The sequence below is a fragment of the Sphingomonas sp. Leaf17 genome (assembly GCF_001421505.1).
Taxonomy (GTDB): domain Bacteria; phylum Pseudomonadota; class Alphaproteobacteria; order Sphingomonadales; family Sphingomonadaceae; genus Sphingomonas.
Genome location: NZ_LMKL01000005.1, coordinates 350789 through 369009, shown reverse-complemented (window position 1 = coordinate 369009; position 18221 = coordinate 350789). Strand labels below are relative to the sequence as shown.

At 64.5% G+C, this 18221-nt stretch carries 19 protein-coding genes and 1 pseudogene; 11 read left to right on the top strand and 9 right to left on the bottom strand.

Annotation, left to right across the window (positions count from 1 at the left end):
* Positions 1 to 132 precede the first annotated feature (132 nt).
* From carA to ASE75_RS08680, 5 genes are all read left to right on the top strand, one after another.
* Positions 133 to 1386, top strand: a complete 1254-nt coding sequence (carA, locus tag ASE75_RS08695; RefSeq protein WP_055931951.1) for a glutamine-hydrolyzing carbamoyl-phosphate synthase small subunit — start codon at positions 133 to 135, stop codon at positions 1384 to 1386.
* Positions 1383 to 1934: a hypothetical protein gene (locus tag ASE75_RS15445; protein ID WP_156340309.1), complete on the top strand. Its 552-nt coding sequence runs from the start codon at positions 1383 to 1385 to the stop codon at positions 1932 to 1934. The genes carA and ASE75_RS15445 overlap by 4 nt, the downstream gene beginning before the upstream one ends.
* A gap of 3 nt (positions 1935 to 1937) precedes the next feature.
* On the top strand, positions 1938 to 5297 hold the full coding sequence (gene carB, locus ASE75_RS08690; RefSeq protein ID WP_055931948.1) for a carbamoyl-phosphate synthase large subunit: 3360 nt from the start codon (positions 1938 to 1940) through the stop codon (positions 5295 to 5297).
* Positions 5298 to 5390: 93 nt separating this feature from the next.
* A complete protein-coding gene (greA, locus tag ASE75_RS08685) occupies positions 5391 to 5867 on the top strand; it encodes a transcription elongation factor GreA (RefSeq protein WP_055932242.1) in 477 nt (158 codons plus the stop codon).
* Between the two features lie 5 nt (positions 5868 to 5872).
* Positions 5873 to 6517 (top strand): rhomboid family intramembrane serine protease, encoded by a 645-nt coding sequence (locus tag ASE75_RS08680; RefSeq protein WP_055931944.1) that lies wholly within the window; start codon positions 5873 to 5875, stop codon positions 6515 to 6517.
* 27 nt (positions 6518 to 6544) lie between these two features.
* Here ASE75_RS08680 and ASE75_RS08675 read toward each other — a convergent pair whose 3' ends face one another.
* From ASE75_RS08675 to ASE75_RS08655, 5 genes are all read right to left on the bottom strand, one after another.
* Entirely contained in the window at positions 6545 to 6769 is a 225-nt protein-coding gene (locus ASE75_RS08675) for a DUF4170 domain-containing protein (RefSeq protein ID WP_055931941.1), read from the bottom strand.
* Between the two features lie 70 nt (positions 6770 to 6839).
* Positions 6840 to 7328: a hypothetical protein gene (locus ASE75_RS08670; protein WP_055931938.1), complete on the bottom strand. Its 489-nt coding sequence runs from the start codon at positions 7326 to 7328 to the stop codon at positions 6840 to 6842.
* A 50-nt stretch (positions 7329 to 7378) separates the two neighbouring features.
* Positions 7379 to 7657: a DUF3618 domain-containing protein gene (locus tag ASE75_RS08665; RefSeq protein WP_055931935.1), complete on the bottom strand. Its 279-nt coding sequence runs from the start codon at positions 7655 to 7657 to the stop codon at positions 7379 to 7381.
* Positions 7654 to 8013, bottom strand: a complete 360-nt coding sequence (locus ASE75_RS08660; protein WP_055931933.1) for a phage holin family protein — start codon at positions 8011 to 8013, stop codon at positions 7654 to 7656. Before ASE75_RS08660 ends, ASE75_RS08665 begins: the two co-directional genes overlap by 4 nt.
* A gap of 5 nt (positions 8014 to 8018) precedes the next feature.
* The gene (locus ASE75_RS08655; protein ID WP_055931929.1) at positions 8019 to 8462 is read right to left on the bottom strand and encodes a hypothetical protein; all 444 of its coding nucleotides are present in this window, start codon (positions 8460 to 8462) and stop codon (positions 8019 to 8021) included.
* A 141-nt stretch (positions 8463 to 8603) separates the two neighbouring features.
* Between ASE75_RS08655 and eno the strand changes: the two genes are divergently transcribed.
* Positions 8604 to 9881 (top strand): phosphopyruvate hydratase, encoded by a 1278-nt coding sequence (gene eno / locus ASE75_RS08650; protein WP_055931925.1) that lies wholly within the window; start codon positions 8604 to 8606, stop codon positions 9879 to 9881.
* A 38-nt stretch (positions 9882 to 9919) separates the two neighbouring features.
* Positions 9920 to 10234, top strand: coding sequence for an FtsB family cell division protein (locus tag ASE75_RS08645; RefSeq protein ID WP_055931922.1), 315 nt, complete (start codon positions 9920 to 9922; stop codon positions 10232 to 10234).
* Between the two features lie 55 nt (positions 10235 to 10289).
* Here ASE75_RS08645 and ASE75_RS08640 read toward each other — a convergent pair whose 3' ends face one another.
* Positions 10290 to 11114 carry an alpha/beta fold hydrolase gene (locus ASE75_RS08640; RefSeq protein ID WP_055931919.1) on the bottom strand — a complete coding sequence of 275 codons (825 nt, stop codon included), beginning with the start codon at positions 11112 to 11114 and terminating at the stop codon, positions 10290 to 10292.
* Between the two features lie 131 nt (positions 11115 to 11245).
* On the opposite strand from ASE75_RS08640, the gene ASE75_RS08635 reads away from it, so the two are divergent.
* On the top strand, positions 11246 to 12988 hold the full coding sequence (locus ASE75_RS08635; protein ID WP_235512567.1) for a DUF885 domain-containing protein: 1743 nt from the start codon (positions 11246 to 11248) through the stop codon (positions 12986 to 12988).
* Positions 12989 to 13055: 67 nt separating this feature from the next.
* Here ASE75_RS08635 and ASE75_RS08630 read toward each other — a convergent pair whose 3' ends face one another.
* Positions 13056 to 15173 carry a prolyl oligopeptidase family serine peptidase gene (locus ASE75_RS08630; RefSeq protein WP_443025312.1) on the bottom strand — a complete coding sequence of 706 codons (2118 nt, stop codon included), beginning with the start codon at positions 15171 to 15173 and terminating at the stop codon, positions 13056 to 13058.
* A gap of 118 nt (positions 15174 to 15291) precedes the next feature.
* Positions 15292 to 16041, bottom strand: a complete 750-nt coding sequence (locus ASE75_RS08625; protein WP_055931913.1) for a Crp/Fnr family transcriptional regulator — start codon at positions 16039 to 16041, stop codon at positions 15292 to 15294.
* 133 nt (positions 16042 to 16174) lie between these two features.
* On the opposite strand from ASE75_RS08625, the gene gntA reads away from it, so the two are divergent.
* Both gntA and ASE75_RS08615 read left to right on the top strand, forming a co-directional pair.
* Positions 16175 to 16861, top strand: a complete 687-nt coding sequence (gene gntA, locus ASE75_RS08620; RefSeq protein WP_235512565.1) for a guanitoxin biosynthesis heme-dependent pre-guanitoxin N-hydroxylase GntA — start codon at positions 16175 to 16177, stop codon at positions 16859 to 16861.
* Entirely contained in the window at positions 16851 to 17447 is a 597-nt protein-coding gene (locus ASE75_RS08615; RefSeq protein WP_055931907.1) for a DUF1989 domain-containing protein, read from the top strand. The genes gntA and ASE75_RS08615 overlap by 11 nt, the downstream gene beginning before the upstream one ends.
* 24 nt (positions 17448 to 17471) lie before the next feature.
* Here the strand turns inward: ASE75_RS08615 and ASE75_RS15880 are convergent.
* Positions 17472 to 17705 (bottom strand): annotated as a pseudogene (locus tag ASE75_RS15880) (plasmid stabilization protein); the annotation flags it as partial.
* Between the two features lie 131 nt (positions 17706 to 17836).
* On the opposite strand from ASE75_RS15880, the gene ASE75_RS08610 reads away from it, so the two are divergent.
* Positions 17837 to 18190 carry a hypothetical protein gene (locus tag ASE75_RS08610; protein ID WP_055931904.1) on the top strand — a complete coding sequence of 118 codons (354 nt, stop codon included), beginning with the start codon at positions 17837 to 17839 and terminating at the stop codon, positions 18188 to 18190.
* Positions 18191 to 18221: the final 31 nt, after the last annotated feature.

Genomic DNA, 18221 nt, shown 5'->3' with positions numbered 1-18221 from the left:
CTTTGTCTGGTCGGGCAAACGCGGACCGTAACGGCAAGCGATGCGCGTGAACAGGATTGACGCTGGCGGGCATGGCCTCTAGCGGACGCGACTTAGCGACATCGTCAAAACCATATGGAGTGCCCGCCTGTCATGGCCGACGCCAAACCCTCTGCCGCGCCTGAAGGAGCCACCGGCGTCCTCGTCCTCGCCAGCGGAGAGGTGGTCTGGGGCCGTGGCTTCGGCGCGGAAGGGGCGGCGGTGGGCGAAGTCTGCTTCCACACCGCCATGACCGGCTATCAGGAGGTGATGACCGATCCGTCCTTCGCCGGGCAGATGGTGACCTTCACCTTTCCGCACATCGGCAATGTCGGCGCGAACGAGGAGGACGTCGAGGCCGACGACCCCCACGCGCTGGGCATGATCGTGCGCGAGGACGTGACCGCGCCGTCCAACTTCCGCGCCGTCGAGCGGCTGGATGGCTGGATGAAGCGGCATGCGCGCATCGGCCTGTCGGGCGTCGACACCCGCGCGCTGACCCGCCGCATCCGCGTGAACGGCGCGCCCAACGCGGTGATCGCGCATGCGGCGGACGGGGTGTTCGACGTGCCCGCGCTGCTGGCAATGGCGCAAGGTTGGCCGGGGCTGGAGGGCATGGACCTCGCCAAGGACGTGTCGACGCAAATGCATTATGGCTGGGGCGAGGGCGGCAAGTCCGGCACCTGGCGGCTTGGGTTCGGCTATGGCGATACGGGTCTCTCGACGTCGCTCGAGACGAATGGCGAAGCCGGCCCATCCTCCCAGCCGTTCGTTTCGAGCGCAGTCGAGAAACCTCGCCCCCACGTCGTCGCCATAGATTACGGCAGCAAGCGCAACATCTTCCGCAACCTTGTTGACGCCGGGGCAAAGGTGTCGGTGATGCCGGCGACTGCGACGTTCGAGCAGATCATGGCGCTGAACCCCGACGGCATCTTCTTGTCCAACGGTCCCGGCGATCCCGCGGCGACCGGCGAATACGCGGTGCCGGTGATCCGCCAGTTGCTCGACACGGGCAAGCCGCTGTTCGGCATCTGCCTCGGCCACCAGCTGCTCGCACTGGCGGTTGGCGGCACCACGACCAAGATGTTCCAGGGCCATCGCGGCGCGAACCACCCGGTCAAGCGGCTGAGCGATGGCGCGGTCGAGATCACGTCGATGAACCACGGCTTCGCGGTCGAACGCGACAGCCTGCCGGAGGGCGTGCGCGAGACGCATGTGTCGCTGTTCGACGGATCGAACGCGGGGCTGGAACTGACGGATCGGCCGGCGTTCTCGGTGCAGTATCACCCGGAGGCCAGCCCGGGACCGCAGGATAGTTTCTATTTGTTCGAGCGGTTTGTCAGCTTGATTACCGCAAAAGCACCATGAAGACAAAACGCCTTCCACCAGCCCAGCAGGGAGGACCGGACGGGCTATGTGGGGTCTACTCGCTGATTAACTTCTTTAGAAATCGCAGCGAATTTTCGAGTGATCGTGAGACGTTCCGATATGTGTTTGAAGCGATCGAGCAGCTCCAGCTTCTTAGCGCCCTTCACATGTGGGATGGATTTGAATGGCCGAAGCTGCGAGCTATATTCGATAAGGTCTCTAATGATTGGTGTATGGGTTACGTCGCTGTACCCCTCTTCGCTGTATGCCAAGAAATAGGTACGGAAGATATATTTTCTGTAACTGAAGCCGTTGTTGCCGACGGCGGTGAGGTGGTTTGGCCTTTCGAAAAAAACGGTGACCACTGGGTATTGGTTTACAAGGTCGCTGATGGCGAGATTTTTATGGACGATTCCGAAATATCGGAGGTCGAACGAACCAAGTCGCACTCATTTACTAAAGCTGCGCTTAGTCGCAAACATGGACTCAACGCTACTATCGGACTCGCGCTTGTCCCGACGGATAGCAAATTAGCAAAGCTGATCTAGACAATGCCAAAACGCACCGACATCTCGTCCATCCTCGTCATCGGCGCTGGACCCATCGTCATCGGCCAGGCGTGCGAGTTCGATTATTCGGGCACGCAGGCGATCAAGGCGTTGAAGGAGGAGGGCTACCGGATCGTTCTGGTCAACTCCAACCCCGCCACGATCATGACCGACCCGGAACTCGCCGACGCGACTTATGTCGAGCCGATCACGCCGGAGGTGGTCGCCGCGATCATCGCCAAGGAGCGGCCGGACGCGGTACTGCCGACGATGGGCGGTCAGACCGCGCTGAACACCGCGCTGGCGCTGTTCCGTGACGGCACGCTGGAGAAATACGGCGTCCAGATGATCGGCGCGGATGCCGAGGCGATCGACAAGGCCGAGGACCGGCTGAAGTTCCGCAACGCGATGGACAAGATCGGCCTGGAAAGCGCGCGCTCGGCGATCGCGCACAGCGTTGAAGAAGCGCTGGAAGGGCTTGAGAAGACGGGCTTGCCCGCGATCATCCGGCCCAGCTTCACGATGGGCGGATCGGGCGGCGGTATCGCGTACAACCGCGAGGAGTTCGTCGCGATCGTCCGCAGCGGGCTGGACCTGTCGCCGACCACTGAGGTGCTGATCGAGGAATCGCTGCTCGGGTGGAAGGAATATGAGATGGAGGTCGTCCGGGACCGGAACGACAACTGTATCATCATCTGCTCGATCGAGAATGTCGATCCGATGGGCGTCCACACCGGCGATTCCATCACGGTCGCGCCCGCGCTGACGCTGACCGACAAGGAATATCAGATCATGCGGAACGCGAGCATCGCGGTCCTGCGTGAAATCGGTGTCGAAACAGGCGGTTCCAACGTCCAGTTCGCGGTGAATCCGAAGGACGGCCGCTTGATCGTCATCGAGATGAACCCGCGCGTGTCGCGCTCGTCGGCGCTGGCGTCGAAGGCGACCGGCTTCCCGATCGCCAAGGTCGCGGCCAAGCTGGCGGTCGGCTATACGCTGGACGAGATCACCAACGATATCACGGGGGCCACCCCGGCCGCGTTCGAGCCCACGATCGACTATGTCATCACCAAGATCCCGCGCTTCGCGTTCGAGAAGTTCAAGGGGGCCGAGGTCGTGCTTGGCACCGCGATGAAGTCGGTCGGCGAAGTGATGGCGATCGGCCGCAACATCCACGAATCGATGCAGAAGGCATTGCGCGGGCTGGAGACGGGGCTGAGCGGCTTCAACACCGTCGACCGCCTCGCCGGTGCGCCGCGCGGCGCAATCGAGGCGGCGCTGGCCACCGCGACGCCCGACCGGCTGCTGGTTGCCGCCCAGGCGTTGCGCGAGGGCTTCACCGTCGCCGAGGTGCACGCGATCGCCAAATACGATCCGTGGTTCCTGGAGCGGATCGCCGAGATCGTCGCGGCGGAGGCGGAGGTCTGCGCCGACGGCCTGCCGATCGACGCGGCGGGGATGCGCCGGCTGAAGTCGATGGGCTTCAGCGACAAACGGCTCGCATGGCTGGCGCTGCAATCCGCGAACCTGCGCGGCATGAGCCGGGGGATCGCGCGCGGGTCCGGCCTGATCCACGAGGCGGTCAAGGCGATGACCGGCGGCGTGACCGAGGACGAGGTGCGCGCGCATCGCCTGAAACTGGGCGTGCGGCCCGTGTTCAAGCGGATCGACACCTGCGCGGCTGAATTCGACGCCAAGACGCCGTATATGTATTCGACCTACGAAGCGCCGAGCTTCGGCGAGCCGGAGTGCGAGAGCCAGCCGACCGGGCGGCGCAAGATCGTCATCCTCGGCGGTGGTCCGAACCGGATCGGGCAGGGGATCGAGTTCGATTATTGCTGCTGCCATGCGTGTTTTGCCCTCGCAGACGCGGGCTATGAGACGATCATGGTCAATTGCAACCCGGAAACGGTGTCGACCGATTACGACACGTCGGACCGGCTGTATTTCGAGCCGTTGACCGCCGAGGACGTGCTGGAAATCCTGCATGCCGAGCAGCAGAATGGCGAGCTGGTCGGCGTGATCGTCCAGTTCGGTGGGCAGACGCCGCTGAACCTGGCGCGCGCGCTGGAGGCGGCGGGGATCCCGATCCTCGGCACCAGCCCCGACGCGATCGACCTGGCGGAAGACCGCGAGCGGTTTGCCGCGCTCATCAACAAGTTGAAGCTCTTGCAGCCTGCCAATGGCCTGGCGCGCAGCCGGGACGAGGCGGTCGCCGCCGCCGAGCGGATCGGTTATCCGGTGCTGATGCGCCCCAGCTATGTGCTGGGCGGCCGGGCGATGGAGATCGTCGATACGCTGGGTCAGCTGGACGATTACATCCAGACCGCGGTGCAGGTGTCTGGCGATTCGCCGGTGCTGATCGACCAGTATCTGCGTGATGCGATCGAGGTCGATGTCGATGCGCTGTGCGATGGCGAGGACGTGGTCGTCGCCGGTATCCTCCAGCATATCGAGGAGGCCGGCGTCCATTCGGGCGACAGCGCCTGTTCGATCCCGCCCTACAGCCTATCGCCCGAGATCATCGGCGAGATCGAACGGCAGACCGTGGCACTGGCGCATGCATTGTCGGTCAAGGGGCTGATGAACATCCAGTTCGCGGTGAAGGCCACCGTCCGGGAGGACGGCACCAAGGAAGACCTGGTGTATCTGATCGAGGTCAATCCGCGCGCCAGCCGGACGGTGCCGTTCGTCGCCAAGGCCATCGGCGCACCCATCGCCAAGATCGCCGCACGGGTGATGGCGGGCGAGATGCTGCGCGACCTGCCCGTGATCGACCGGCATATCGCCTATTATGCGGTGAAGGAGGCGGTGTTCCCGTTCAACAAGTTCCCCGGCGTCGATCCGGTCCTGTCACCGGAAATGAAGTCGACCGGTGAAGTCATGGGAATCCATCCCGATTTCACCACCGCCTTCGCCAAGGCGCAGTTGGGCGCAGGGACCGTCCTGCCGACCGAAGGCAGCGTGTTCGTCAGCGTGAAGGACAGCGACAAGCCGGTCATCCTGCCCGCGGTGAAGGTGCTGGTGGAGGCTGGCTTTACGATCGTCGCGACCGGCGGCACCGCCGAATATCTGGTGCGGTCGGGCCTGCCGGTCGAAACCGTGAACAAGGTGGCGCAGGGGCGGCCGCATATCGTCGACCGGATCAAGGATGGCGGCATCCACCTGATCTTCAACACGACGGAGGGGTGGCAGAGCCTGAAGGACTCCGCGCCCATCCGCGCGTCGGCGCTCGGTCAGCGGATTCCGTACTTCACAACGGCTTCGGCCAGCGTCGAGGCGGCCAAGGCAATTGCAGCCGGTGGATCGGGCAGCCTTGAAGTACGGCCGCTGCAATCCTATTATTCCGCTTCGCACAATTGACCCCCGACATGAGAGCGTGATGTGCGGACCGGTTCGGACGATTGCCGAACCGGTCTGGGCGACAGGGATACCACGGGGACGAAGGACGAAGCGATGGCCACGGTCGAAAAGATGCCGATGCTGCAGGAAGGCTATGACAAGCTTTCCGCCGATCTCAAGCGGTTGAAGATTGAGCGACCGCTCGTCGTCGATGCGATCGAGGAAGCGCGGGCGCATGGTGATTTGTCGGAAAACGCCGAATATCATGCGGCGAAGGAGCGGCAGGGCCAGATCGAGGCGTCGCTGAACGACATCGAGGACAAGCTGTCGCGCGCGCAGATCATCGACCCGAAGGATCTGTCGGGCGACAAGGTTGTGTTTGGCGCGACTGTGACCCTGCTCGACGACGACGACAAGCCGGTAAAGTATCAGATCGTCGGACAGACCGAGGCGGATGCGAAGTCCGGCCGGATCTCCTACAACTCGCCGCTCGGCCGTGCGCTGATCGGGCGCAAGGTGGAGGACGAGGTCGAGGTGACGGTGCCGTCGGGCGATCGCTATTATCTGGTATCGAAGATCGAGTTCATCTGACCACGATGCGTTTTGCCGACGCCCCGGCGACCATCGTCATCGCGGCGATCACGGTCGTGGCGTCGGTTGGCGTGTTCCTGTCAGGGTCGTTACCCTACGCGGCCATTGCCGGCGGTTTCATCCCGGTGCGGTTCGACGCATCGGTCATGGCTGGCGAGATGCCCTGGCTGATGCCGGCGTGGCTGACACCGTTGACCGCCACGCTCCTGCATGGTGGCGCAGCGCACCTCGCGCTCAACATGGTCATGCTGGTATTTTGTGGCGTGTTGACCGAACGTGCGATCGGCGCGCGTGGCATGGTATTGCTCTATGTCGCGGGGGCCTATGCCGCCGCGCTGGTGCAATGGGCAATCGGGCCATTGTCCGACGTTCCGATGATCGGAGCCAGCGGCGCGATTTCGGCGATCGTTGCGGCCCATGCCATTTCATATGGACAGGCCCGTACGCGATCATTCGGGCCGATTTCGGCGAACATGCTGCATGTCGTCTGGCTGGCGGCCGGGTGGATCGGTATTCAGACTTTGATCGGTCTGGCCGGTATGGCTGGCGGGGACGGTGTCGTTGTCGCCATCGGAGCACATATTGGCGGGTTTATCGTGGGTCTTGCGCTCGCCAAACCTCTGCTGCTCTGGCGATATCGCGGGGCCTGACTGCTGGCCCGGCCCCGCTCGACAGTCCTACTTCGACGGGATGAGCGATGGCTCCAGCATCCGGTGCAGATGCACCACGACGTACTTCATTTCAGCGTCGTCGACGGTCCGCTGTGCTGCGGCGCGCCATGCTTTTTCCGCGCTTGCGTAATCGGGAAACACACCGACATAGTCGATCGAGTTCAGGTCGCTGAAGTCCAGTGTGCGCGGGTCGCTGACGCGGCCGCCGAAGACGAGATGCAGTTTGCTCATGCGCGAGATCCGATTCAGGTAACGAAACTATCGCAGATGCCTTAGCGTCAACGGCGGCCGGTTTGAACCCTCAACCCTCGGTTTTACCGGTAGCCTTCTTTGCAGCCGCAGCACCCGCAGTCGACGCGACCTTGCCCAGCCCCTCGAACAGCGTTTTCGCCTGTCCGCGCATCGAGGCGGGGTCGAGGCCAAGGGTATGCAGTTCCGACGAGCCGGCTTCGCGCGCGGCGGCAACGGCCATCGCGGCGGCGGCACCAATTTTAGCGCCCAGCGGCTTCAGCAGGGTTTTTTCGCGCGCACTGCGCGGGATCAGCGCACCAACGATGGCGCCAAGCGCAAGACCGCCAACAAGGATGGTCAGCGGATTTGCGTCAATGGCCTGCGACGTCGAACGGGCGGCCTCGGATGCCTTGGCCTTCGACACATCAAGCGCGTGGGCGGTAACTTCCTTGGTCTTGTCGAGAGAATGGGCAACGGTTTCCTTGACGGTTTCGACGCCGTCGCGGATGCGGCTGTGATCGTCGTGGGGAAGGCCGGTGTTGGGCGTGTTCGTCGTCATGGCTGTATCCTTTTCACGGGGGCGAACCCCGGTCTGTATCTCGGGTAAATCTAACGGTCGCGACGCCTGCGCAGCATCGACAGCAGGGGTTTGCGTACCAGGAAAAGTCCGATGGCGGCGGCGACACCGGCCGCCTTTCCGGGATTGTCCTTCACAGCCTCCGCGCCGACGCGTGCGGCCTTTTCGCTGGCGTCCACCACATCCTGCGTGGCCTTTTTCGCCATCGCCTTGGGGTCGAGCCTGGATTGCAGCGTCTCAAGCGTGGCGGCCAGTCGTGCGCGGGCGGCGAGGGCTTCGGCCTCGGCCAGTGCGAGCGGCGTATCGGTCATGACCGGTCTCCCATGGAAGGGGCCTTCAACGCGCCCAACCCCTTCATCGCGAAGATGCCGATCAGGCACGCCATGACGCCCACGACAATCAGCGTGGCAAACCCCGGCCCGACCAATGGCGTCAACGTCATGATAAGTCCGCACAGCAACGCGATGAGCGTCGCCAGTCCCAGCACACCGGCGATGGCGAGATTGATCGCCGCCGCCTTGTACATCGTGACCCGACCGGTCACGCGCGCCTTCTGCACGGCGATTTCCGCCGACAGCACGGCACGCGCGTCCTGTGTTAGCTGGCCGACCAGATCGGCCACGCCGACCTGCTGGGCCACCGGTTCCGTGACGCTCCCCCAAGCCATCGCGGTCAGGCCTTTTCGTCGAGGCCGGACTGGACAAGCCGGGCGACGACGAAGCCAAGGGCAGCCGCCACGCCGATCGCCACGCCAGGGCTGGCGCGGACGTAACCGCGCGCATCGTCGACCAGCGCGTCGACGTCCTTCGCCCGGATAGTGTCGGCAAGCCCGGACACGGTATCGGCGGCCTGGCGGGCATATTGCCCATATTGCGCGCCGATCTTCTCATCCACCGTGCCGGCGGCGTCGGTCAGCATCTGTGCGAACTGGTCGAGCGTGCCGCCCGCCTTGTCCTTGCCCATTTCGGCAAACGCGCGAACCTTGTCGGTCGCCTGCTGCCCGATCTTTTCTGCGCCGGTACGGATACCCTGCGCAGCCTTGGTCGCCTTGTCGTGCGTAGCGTCGGCGGCACCGGCGGCGGTGCTGTCGAATGCAGTGGTGTCGATGTCGGACATGACGATCCCTTATGTCGTTGTTTCGCCTTCAACCCCGGCCGGTCGGGCCGGTTCCATCGACCACGCGGAATTGCCCTTCGACGCCGGTCGCTATAGAGGCGGGCCCGCGCCCCGACGCAGACAATCTAGGAGCATCGTTACGTGACCGCAATCATCGACATTCACGGCCGCCAGATCCTTGACAGCCGGGGCAACCCCACGGTCGAAGTTGACGTGATGCTGGAGGACGGCAGCTTCGGTCGCGCAGCGGTGCCGTCGGGCGCCTCAACCGGCGCGCACGAAGCCGTGGAGAAGCGCGACGGCGACAAGAGCCGTTGGGGCGGCAAGGGTGTTGATTCCGCGGTCGACATGGTCAACAGCGAGATCGCCGCCGCCGTACTGGGCATCGACGCCGAGGATCAGGCCGATGTCGACATGGCGATGATCGAGCTGGACGGAACCGAGAACAAGAGCCGGCTGGGCGCGAACGCGATCCTGGGCGTCAGCCTGGCGGTGGCCAAGGCGGCGGCGGATGCGCGCGGCCTGCCGCTGTATCGCTATGTCGGCGGCGTGTCGGCCCATGTCCTGCCGGTGCCGATGATGAACATCATCAACGGCGGCGAGCATGCCGACAACCCGATCGATTTCCAGGAATTCATGATCGTGCCGGTCGGCGCATCGTCGATCCTGGAGGCGGTTCGCTGCGGATCGGAAATCTTCCATACGCTGAAGAAGAACCTGGCGGCGCAGGGGCTGGCGACGTCGGTCGGCGATGAGGGCGGTTTCGCACCGAACCTCGCCAGCACCACCGATGCGCTGGACTTCATCATGAAGTCGGTCGAGCAGGCCGGCTACACGCCGGGCGACGACGTGATGCTGGCGCTGGATTGCGCCGCGACCGAGTTCTTTAAGAACGGCAAGTACGACATTTCGGGCGAGGGCAAGATCCTCGACAGCCACGAAATGGCGGAATATCTGGCCGACCTGACGCGCCGCTACCCGATCTTCTCGATCGAGGACGGCATGGCCGAGGATGATTTCACCGGCTGGAAGGCGCTGACCGACCTGATCGGCGACAAGGTCCAGATCGTCGGCGACGACCTGTTCGTCACCAATCCGAAGCGGTTGCGGCAGGGCATCACCGATGGCCTCGCCAATTCGCTGCTGGTGAAGGTCAACCAGATCGGCACGCTGACCGAAACGATGGAAGCGGTCGCGATGGCGCAGCGTGCGGGCTACACCGCCGTCATGTCGCACCGTTCGGGCGAAACCGAGGACTCGACGATCGCCGATCTGGCGGTTGCCACCAATTGCGGTCAGATCAAGACCGGCAGCCTTGCGCGGTCGGACCGGCTTGCCAAGTACAACCAGCTTATCCGTATCGAGGAGGAACTGGGCAATGTCGGCCGCTATGCCGGACGCGATATTCTGCGCGTCTGAGGCTTGATTACCAGCCTGTTACCGACGATTGTGCGGGGGTGACCAAAGCCACCTCCGCCTTTCGCCGTACCCTGCGCCGCGCCGCCCTGCCGGCGCTGGGGCTTACCGTGATCGCATTCTTCGGGGCCTATGCGGTGCTCGGCGAAAACGGGATGTTCGCCTATGGCGACTACAAGCGGCAACTGGCGAAGCGGGAGCAGGATTATGCCGTGCTGGACCACAAGCGCGAAATGCTGCGCAACCGGGTCGCGCTGCTCGATCCGCACCATGCCAATCCGGATATGGTCGACGAGCTGGTTCGCAAGGAACTGAACGTCGCGCACCCCGACGAGATCATCGTACCGCTCGACTGATCGGGGGAATAGAAAAACGGGGCCTTGCGAGCGATCGTCAAGGCCCCGTTATCGTTCAGCGACCCAGGAAGGTCAGCATGTCGTTGGTCAACCGGTCGCCCTCGGTCGCGAAAAGGCCGTGCGGTGCGCCGTCATATTCGACCAGCTGTGCGCCGGCGATACCCTCTGCCGCCTTGTGACCGGTCGCGGCGATCGGCACCGTCTTGTCGCCGGTGCCATGGACGACCAGCGTGGGCACACGGAACGCTGGCAGATCGGGCCGGAAGTCGGTGTGGCCGAAGCTTTCCGCGCAGGCCAGCGTCGGCTTCAGGCCTGCCTGCATCGCCAGACGCCATGCCCAGTCAACCATTTCGTCCGACACCGGGCTTGAGATCATGCCGACGCCGAAGAACTGCTTCATGAATGTCCGCATGAAGGCCGGGCGATCCTTCTTGATTCCCTCGCCGATGCTGGCGAGCTGGTCTTCGGGCACGCCGTCGGGATTGTCCTCGGTTTTTAACATGAACGGCACGACCGAACTGATGAGGCCGGCGGCGATCACGCCCTTGCCGTCATAGCGGCTCATGTAGCGCGCGACCTCGCCGCCGCCCATCGAGAAGCCGAACAGCGCGGCATCACCGGTCACGCGGGTTTCCTGCATCACATCGGCCAGATCGTCGGTCAGCGTGTCATAGTCATAGCCGGTAAACGGCTGGGACGAGCGGCCGAAACCGCGACGGTCATAGGCGATCACGCGAAAGCCGGCGTCGGCCAGCGCCATCGCCTGCGGATCCCAGCTGTCGGCCGACAGCGGCCAGCCATGGGTGAGAATGACGGGGCGACCCTGACCCCAATCCTTGACGTAAATTTCTGTGCCGTCGCGTGTTTTTATATAGGGCATCAGGTCGCTCCATAACCGTGAAGAACTGCCGACTGAACGAGCCGTCGCCGTGCCTGTTCCCCTTTTGCTGGCGTGGCGGCGCTGGGGCTGTCAGCATCGGCCGAACGATGCGAATCAGGGAGAGGGCGTATATGAAGACGTGGGCGGCGGTTTCGATGATCGCGCTGGCGCTGGGTGGGTGCGGCAAGGCCGATGCACCCCGGAACGGTGCGACCGCCGCGGCGGGGGCACCGGCCAGGGCCGCGCCGGACTGGGCACGGTTCCGCGATGGCTTTGTCGAGGCATGGTTCAAGATCGACCCGGCGACCGCCGTCTATCTGGGGCGGCACGACTTCGATGGCGGTCTTGGCGACTGGAGCGCGGCCGGCCTGAAGCGGCAGGGCGACTTCCTGCGGCGCGCGATCGCGGAGGCCAAGGCGTTCGATACAGCCGCGATGACGCCCGAGGCGCGGTTCGAGCGCGACTATCTGGTCCGTGTCGCGGAAGGCAAACTGTTCTGGCTGGAGGATGCCGACCAGCCGCACACCAACCCGCAATGGTATGTGAATGCCGGGCTGGACCCCAATGTCTACATCGCGCGGCCCTATGCCGATCCGGCGACGCGGATGAAGGCGCTGGATGCGTTTTTCCAGAAGATCCCGGCGGCGACGCAGAATATTCGCGCGAACCTGAAGACGCCGATGCCGCTCAGCTTCGTCAATTTCGGCGTGGCCGCGTTCGATGGCTATGCCGATTACTACAATGGCGACGCGCGCAAGGCGTTCGCGAGCGTCGACGACCCGGCCATGCAGCAACAACTGGCGACCCATGCAGCGGCGGCAGCGGCGGCGATGAAGGACCTCGGCAAGTGGCTGGCGGGTCAGCGCGCGACCGCGACGCAAGGGTTCGCGCTTGGCCCGGACCGGTTCGCGCGCATGGTGCTGGCGACCGAGGGGGTGGATGCCTCGCTCGACACGCTGGAGGCGGCCGGTCGTGCCGACCTGAAGCGTAATCAGGAGGCGCTGGTCGCGGCCTGCGCGCTGTTCGCCAGGGGCAGGACGGTGCCGGAGTGCATGGCGAAGATGAACGCGAACAAGCCGGTCGGCGGTCCCGTGGCGTCGGCACGTCGGCAGATCCCGGAACTGCGTGCGTTCGTGGTCGCCAAGGATCTGGTGACGATCCCCGGCACTGAACAGGCGCTGGTCGAGGAAAGCCCGCCCTATAACCGCCAGAACTCGGCCTATATCGACCCCGCCGGGCCGTTCGAGAAGAACGTGCCGTCGGTCTATTACATCTCCCCGCCCGATCCGAGCTGGACCAGGGCGGTGCAGGATGCGTTCGTGCCGGGCGAGAAGGACTTGCTGTTCACGTCGGTGCATGAAGTCATGCCGGGACATTTCCTGCAATTCCTCCACGCCAACCGGTCGCCGTCGCGCTTCGGACAGATGTTCGTCGGCTATGCTTTTGCCGAAGGCTGGGCGCATTATGCCGAGGAAATGATGTGGGAGGCGGGCCTCGATAACGGCAGCCCGGAGACGCATATCGGCCAGATCTCGAACGCGTTGCTGCGCGACTGCCGCTATCTCTCGGCGATCGGCATGCATGCGCGCGGCATGACGCAGGAACAGTCGCGGACAATGTTCGTCGAGCAATGCTATCAGGATGAGGGCAACGCGCGGCAGCAGTCGGCGCGTGGCACCTACGACCCGGCCTATCTGAACTACACGATGGGCAAGCTGATGATCCGCAAGCTGCGCGACGACTGGACCGCGACCCGCGGCGGTCGCAAGGCGTGGAAGGCGTTCCACGACCAGTTGCTCAGCTTCGGCGGCCCACCGATCCCGCTGGTTCGCCAGACGATGATGGCGGAGCCTGCACCAATGGCTGTGTTCTGAGGGGAACCCTACCTGTTCCCCCGCCGGCGCGGGGGAACAGGTAGCGGGCGTCACTCCGCCTGCTGCTCTACTTCGCCGGGCCGACCAGTTTCTGCATGAAGTACGTCATCTGCAACGCCTGCATCCGCGCGGCCTGCGCGATATCGGCGTCGCCCGAATGGCCGCCGGCGGTGTCCTCGTAGAAATAATAGGGCAGGCCGTATTCCTTCAGCCGTGCGGCGAACTTGCGCGCGTGCTGCGGGCCGACGCGGTCGTCCTTGGTCGTGGTCCAGATATAGGGTTCGGGATAGGCCACGCCCTTCCTGATGTTGTGATAGGGCGAGATCTTGGCGAGGAAGGCGCGCTCGTCCGGGTTTTCAACGCTGCCATATTCGTCGACCCAGGACTCACCTGCGGCGATCTTCTGATAGCGCAGCATGTCGAGCAGCGGCACCTGGATGGTCACCGCCTTCCACAATTCGGGATGCTGGGTAAACTCGACCCCCATCAGCAGGCCGCCGTTGGACCCGCCATAGATGCCCAGCTTGTCCGCGCTGGTCAGCTTGCGCGCGATCAGATCGCGGCCGACCGCGGCGAAGTCGTCATAGATGATCTGCCGCTTGGTCTTGCGACCGGCATCGTGCCATGCGGGGCCGAACTCGCCGCCGCCGCGAATGTTGGCGAGGACATAGGAGCCACCACGTTCCAGCCACAGCTTGCCCATGCCGCCCGAATAAGCCGGAGTCATCGAAATCTCGAACCCGCCATAGGCGGTCATGATCGTCGGGGTGGTGCCGTCAAGCGCGATATCCTTGCGGTGGACGACGAAATACGGGATTTTCGTGCCGTCGCTCGACGTCGCCTCGAACTGTTCGACCATATGGTTGGATGCATCGAACTTGGGCGGCAACGCCTTGATCTCGCGCGGCGCGCCCGCCTTCGCATCGAACGCCCACAGCGTCGTCGGCTGGAGGAAGCCGGTGACGCTGAGGTAGGTCCGGTCATTGCGGTCGGAGGCACTGGCAACGTCGATCGACACATTGTCGGGTAGCGCGACGGCCTTGCTGGTCCAGCCGCCGGCACCGGGCGTGAAGACGACCGCGCGGCCGCGGACATTGTCGTAGATGGCCGCAATCATCGTGCCCTTCGTGAAGGCAGTGCCGTCGACCGACTGGCGGGCATTAGGCGCGAAGACGACCGTCGGTGTGAAGCGGCCGGTCCTGACCGCGCTGAGCGGGGCTGAGGCGATGGCACCGGCGGGGGCCTTGCCCCAGCTTTCCGACAGCGAGAAGACGATCTGGCCATCCACCATGCCGGCCGGGAACACGCGGGCCGGCAGGTCGAGTGGCTTGAACGCGCCATCGACCTCGATGAAGGTCTTGCCACCGAAGAAGGTCGGCCGGCGCTGGATCATAACCGCGCGATTGCCCGATCCGTCGGTCAGGACATTGGCATAGGTGCCAAGCTGGTCGCTCGCCTCGCCGCGAAACACCTCGCGGGCCTGATCCAGCGGTTGTCCGCGCTTCACCGCCTTGACCACGAACGGATAGCTCGACGTGGTCATCGTGCCCGCACCCCAGTCGCGCGACACGAACAGCGTGTCGGCGTCGATCCAGGTCGCGCCCTGTTTCGATTTCGGCAGCACGAACCCGCCGGGGACGAATGCGCCGGTTGCCAGATCGAACTCGCGATAGGTGATCGCGTCCTCGCCACCCTCCGACAGCGCGACGAGGCAGCGGCGATCCTCGGGCTGGAGGCAGGTCGCGCCCTTCCACACCCATTGCTTGCCCTCGGCCGTGCCGAGCGCGTCCAGATCGAGCGCGACCGTCCATTTCGGCGCGGGCGAGGCGTAGTCGGCCTCGCTGGTCCAGCGCCAGATGCCATGCGGATGATCGGCATCGCGCCAGAAATTATAGATGCGGCCATATCGTTGGTCGGGCATCGGGATCCGGTCCTTGGCCGATCCGATCGCCAGCGCCTCGGCATACAGCGTCGCGTAGCGCGGGTCGTTCTGAAGCCGGGGCAGAGTTTTGGCATTCTCCGCCTCGACCCAGGCCAGCGCCTTCGGACCGTCCTTGTCCTCAAGCCAGATATACGGATCGGCGATGTCGGTCGAAACCGGGGTCGGGGCGGCGGCAGGGGCGGCAGTAGGGGCGGGGGTGGTCATCGGCGAGGTTTGCGCGAGCAACGGCGTCGTCGCAAGCATCGTCGCCGACAGCAGGGCGGAAAGGCGCATTCTGGTAATCTCCCGAATCTTAAGGCGATAGTGTGACCGCCAACGATCGCGGCGGCAATCACCTTGTCCCGGATCCCGGGGGCGGGAATTACGGCGTCAGCAAACCGTCGTCGATGTACAGATATTCCGGGTCGAACTCGCTCATCGCGACCAGCGCGCGCCGGTCGAGCAGGTAGACCCGCCGGTCGCGGATCTCCAGCCTGCCCTCGCGGCGCAGCCGGGCGAGCACGCGGTTCACATGGATGCTGGTCAGGCCGCAGGCCTCGGCCAGATCCTGCTGGGTCAGCGGAAAATCGAAGCTGTCGCCATCGGTGCGCCCGACCGCCGCCAGCCGCGCATGCGTTTCGCACAGAAGGTGCGCGATCCGTCCGGCGGCATCGAGGCGGCCAAGCTGGAAGATCCATTCGCGGTGCATCGCCGCGTCCAGCAGGGTGCTGAACCACAGCATCCGGCCAAGCAGCGGATAGCGTTCGATCAGCGGCGTCAGCACGTCGTGCTCGACCTGGGCGACGACGCAATCGGTCAGCATCGCGACGTCATGGTCCAGTCGCTGCAACGGATAGCCGTGCAGGTCGACGAAATCGCCGGGGACATGCACCGCCACCAGCTGGCGGTGGCCGTTCCGGTCGTCCATGTATCGGCACATATAGCCCTCGACCAGCAAGGTGCTCTTGTTCACCAGGTCGCCCCGGCGCGACAGCACCTTGCGCGCGGACATGCGGATCGGATCCGACATCACGTCGTCCAGCGCCTGTAGCTGTTCGGCGGGGATTTCGACACGGCGGCGCGATCGCAGAAAGTCGGTCGTCGTTGCCACCGGTATCTCCCGTTGTTTCATCGGCACATCCAAAAGCACATTTGCGCCGGTTGCGCGTCGGGTTCTCCGTCGGATTCTTCCTAATCCCTGTCAAGAACGTGGGTGGGGGACGAAACGAAATGTCCCGTCCCGCCGTTGGCCCGGCATGACATCCATGACCGCATTGAAAGAACACCCCCTTGCCGAACAGTTTCGGCACTTCGTTCGTGATCCCGCATTCCCTTGCGTCGGTGCCAAATCGGCATTGGGCAAGGGGACGCTGCGGATCGCGGTGGCGCGTGACATCCGGTCGGGCTGGGACGACCTGCGTATCCACGCCATGCTGATGGATCTGGCGCGCAGCTATGCCGCCAGCCCGACCCTGTTCCAGTCGCTGGTGATCCTGTTCGAGACCGAGGCCACGCTGGATGAGGCCGCCTACGAACGGCATATGTGGGCCAGGGTCCAGTCGCTCAGCGACAAGGACGAATGGCTTGGGCAATCCACCGACGCCCGCGTCAGCAGCGACCCGGCGGATCCGCATTTCTCGCTGAGCTTTGGCGGCGAGGCGTTCTTCGTCGTCGGGCTGCATCCGGCGGCCAGCCGGCCCGCACGGCGGTTCGCGGTTCCGGCGATGGTGTTCAACCTGCACGACCAGTTCGAGCAGTTGCGCGAGCAGGGGCGGTACGACAAGCTGCGCGGGTCGATCCTGGACCGCGATCTGGCGCTGGCGGGCACGATGAACCCGATGCTGGCGCAGCACGGCACCGTGTCGGAGGCGCGGCAATATAGCGGGCGGATGGTCGGGGCGGACTGGCAATGCCCGTTCGCCGGTCGCCGGAGCCACCGTCATGTCGCATAGCATCGCCAACAGGATCCCGCCCCGCTCCGGCACGGCCTTCACGATGAAGGCCGGACAGATGCTGTCGGTGATCGACCCCACGGGCGAGCAGGTCGCCGACCTGCTGGCATTCAACGCGGCCGACATCCGCGAGGTTGTGTCGTCGGGCCGGACGCTGGATTATGCCAACAGGATCTACTTGACGACGGGCGACCTGCTGTATTCCAACCGTAGCCGGCCGATGCTGGAGATTGTCCGTGACGATGTCGGCCGGCACGACTTCCTGCTGACGCCGTGTTCCCGGGACACGTTTCGGATCATCTATGGCGACACCGATCCGCATCGCGGCTGTTTCGGCAACCTTGCCGCCGCGCTGGCGCCATATGGGGTGGTCGAGGATGATATTCCGGTTGCCTTCAACTGTTTCATGAACGTGCCGGTCGATGGCGCGACGGGCGCATTCATGGTCGAGGCGCCCTTGAGCAGGGCGGGGGACCGGATTGCGTTCGTCGCTAAAATGGACCTCGTCATCGGCCTGACCGCGTGTTCGGCGCTGCAATCCAACAACGGGTCGTTCAAACCGATCGACTGGGTCGTGGCGGACTAGCCGGCCTTCGCCCGCCGCGTGGGCCCAGCCCTTTTTCGCGGCGGCGGAGCGGTCGGCGTGGCGGCTGGCGGCGGTGGTTTCGGGGTGACCACGACCGGAGCCGGACCTGTTGCCGCCGCCGGAGTCGGCATTGACGGTCGCCCAGGCGCGCGCCTCCGCCTCATCATGCGGCAGGCCGCGATCCTCGTAGGATTCGGCGATATGCGCGGCCTTGCGCTTCTGTTTGTCGGTATAGGCTGTCTTGTCACCACGCGGCATGATGGAAAATCCCGATACTGTAGAGCGATAACGCGGCGGGCGGGCAGGGGATGCGAGGGTGTGCCGCAAAAACGATTGCAGCGGGCGTCTCGGTTCTTGCTGCGCCGCAACAAAAACGGCATGAAAGCCGCATGACCGCCACCACCGATACGCCCCGCCCCATTTCCGATCCCAATGCCGTCGCGCCGATCATCTTCGAGGCGATCGTGAAGGGGCTGTGCGTCATTGCGACCTACAACCGCGTCGAGGCGACGATCGCCCCGCACATCATCTACACCCGCCACGGCGAACTGTATGTCGACGGCGTGACGATCGAGCGCGACGGCAAGCCGCCCAAGGAACTGAAACTGGGCGCCTTCAAGGTGGCCGGGTTGGCCGGACTTCGCCTGACCGCACGCCGGTTCACGCCGAACACGGCGTTGTTCCTGCCATCCGAGTTCAAATATGAGGGCACGACGCTGATGGCGGTCGACCTGCCGCGCTGAGGCGACACGCCGACCGCCACGCCGACCGCCA

What these genes read in the sequence shown, in the direction of transcription:
- ASE75_RS08655 (WP_055931929.1), bottom strand. Translation starts at nt 8,462, where the DNA reads ATGTCCGACATCGACACCACTGCATTCGACAGCACCGCCGCCGGTGCC.
- carA (WP_055931951.1), top strand. Translation starts at nt 133, where the DNA reads ATGGCCGACGCCAAACCCTCTGCCGCGCCTGAAGGAGCCACCGGCGTC.
- carB (WP_055931948.1), top strand. Translation starts at nt 1,938, where the DNA reads ATGCCAAAACGCACCGACATCTCGTCCATCCTCGTCATCGGCGCTGGA.
- ASE75_RS08625 (WP_055931913.1), bottom strand. Translation starts at nt 16,041, where the DNA reads ATGAAACAACGGGAGATACCGGTGGCAACGACGACCGACTTTCTGCGA.
- ASE75_RS08670 (WP_055931938.1), bottom strand. Translation starts at nt 7,328, where the DNA reads ATGACGACGAACACGCCCAACACCGGCCTTCCCCACGACGATCACAGC.
- ASE75_RS08665 (WP_055931935.1), bottom strand. Translation starts at nt 7,657, where the DNA reads ATGACCGATACGCCGCTCGCACTGGCCGAGGCCGAAGCCCTCGCCGCC.
- ASE75_RS08615 (WP_055931907.1), top strand. Translation starts at nt 16,851, where the DNA reads ATGTCGCATAGCATCGCCAACAGGATCCCGCCCCGCTCCGGCACGGCC.
- ASE75_RS08630 (WP_443025312.1), bottom strand. Translation starts at nt 15,173, where the DNA reads ATGCTTGCGACGACGCCGTTGCTCGCGCAAACCTCGCCGATGACCACC.
- ASE75_RS08675 (WP_055931941.1), bottom strand. Translation starts at nt 6,769, where the DNA reads ATGAGCAAACTGCATCTCGTCTTCGGCGGCCGCGTCAGCGACCCGCGC.
- ASE75_RS08680 (WP_055931944.1), top strand. Translation starts at nt 5,873, where the DNA reads ATGCGTTTTGCCGACGCCCCGGCGACCATCGTCATCGCGGCGATCACG.
- gntA (WP_235512565.1), top strand. Translation starts at nt 16,175, where the DNA reads ATGACCGCATTGAAAGAACACCCCCTTGCCGAACAGTTTCGGCACTTC.
- ASE75_RS08610 (WP_055931904.1), top strand. Translation starts at nt 17,837, where the DNA reads ATGACCGCCACCACCGATACGCCCCGCCCCATTTCCGATCCCAATGCC.
- ASE75_RS08635 (WP_235512567.1), top strand. Translation starts at nt 11,246, where the DNA reads ATGAAGACGTGGGCGGCGGTTTCGATGATCGCGCTGGCGCTGGGTGGG.
- greA (WP_055932242.1), top strand. Translation starts at nt 5,391, where the DNA reads ATGGCCACGGTCGAAAAGATGCCGATGCTGCAGGAAGGCTATGACAAG.
- ASE75_RS08660 (WP_055931933.1), bottom strand. Translation starts at nt 8,013, where the DNA reads ATGGCTTGGGGGAGCGTCACGGAACCGGTGGCCCAGCAGGTCGGCGTG.
- ASE75_RS15445 (WP_156340309.1), top strand. Translation starts at nt 1,383, where the DNA reads ATGAAGACAAAACGCCTTCCACCAGCCCAGCAGGGAGGACCGGACGGG.
- ASE75_RS08640 (WP_055931919.1), bottom strand. Translation starts at nt 11,114, where the DNA reads ATGCCCTATATAAAAACACGCGACGGCACAGAAATTTACGTCAAGGAT.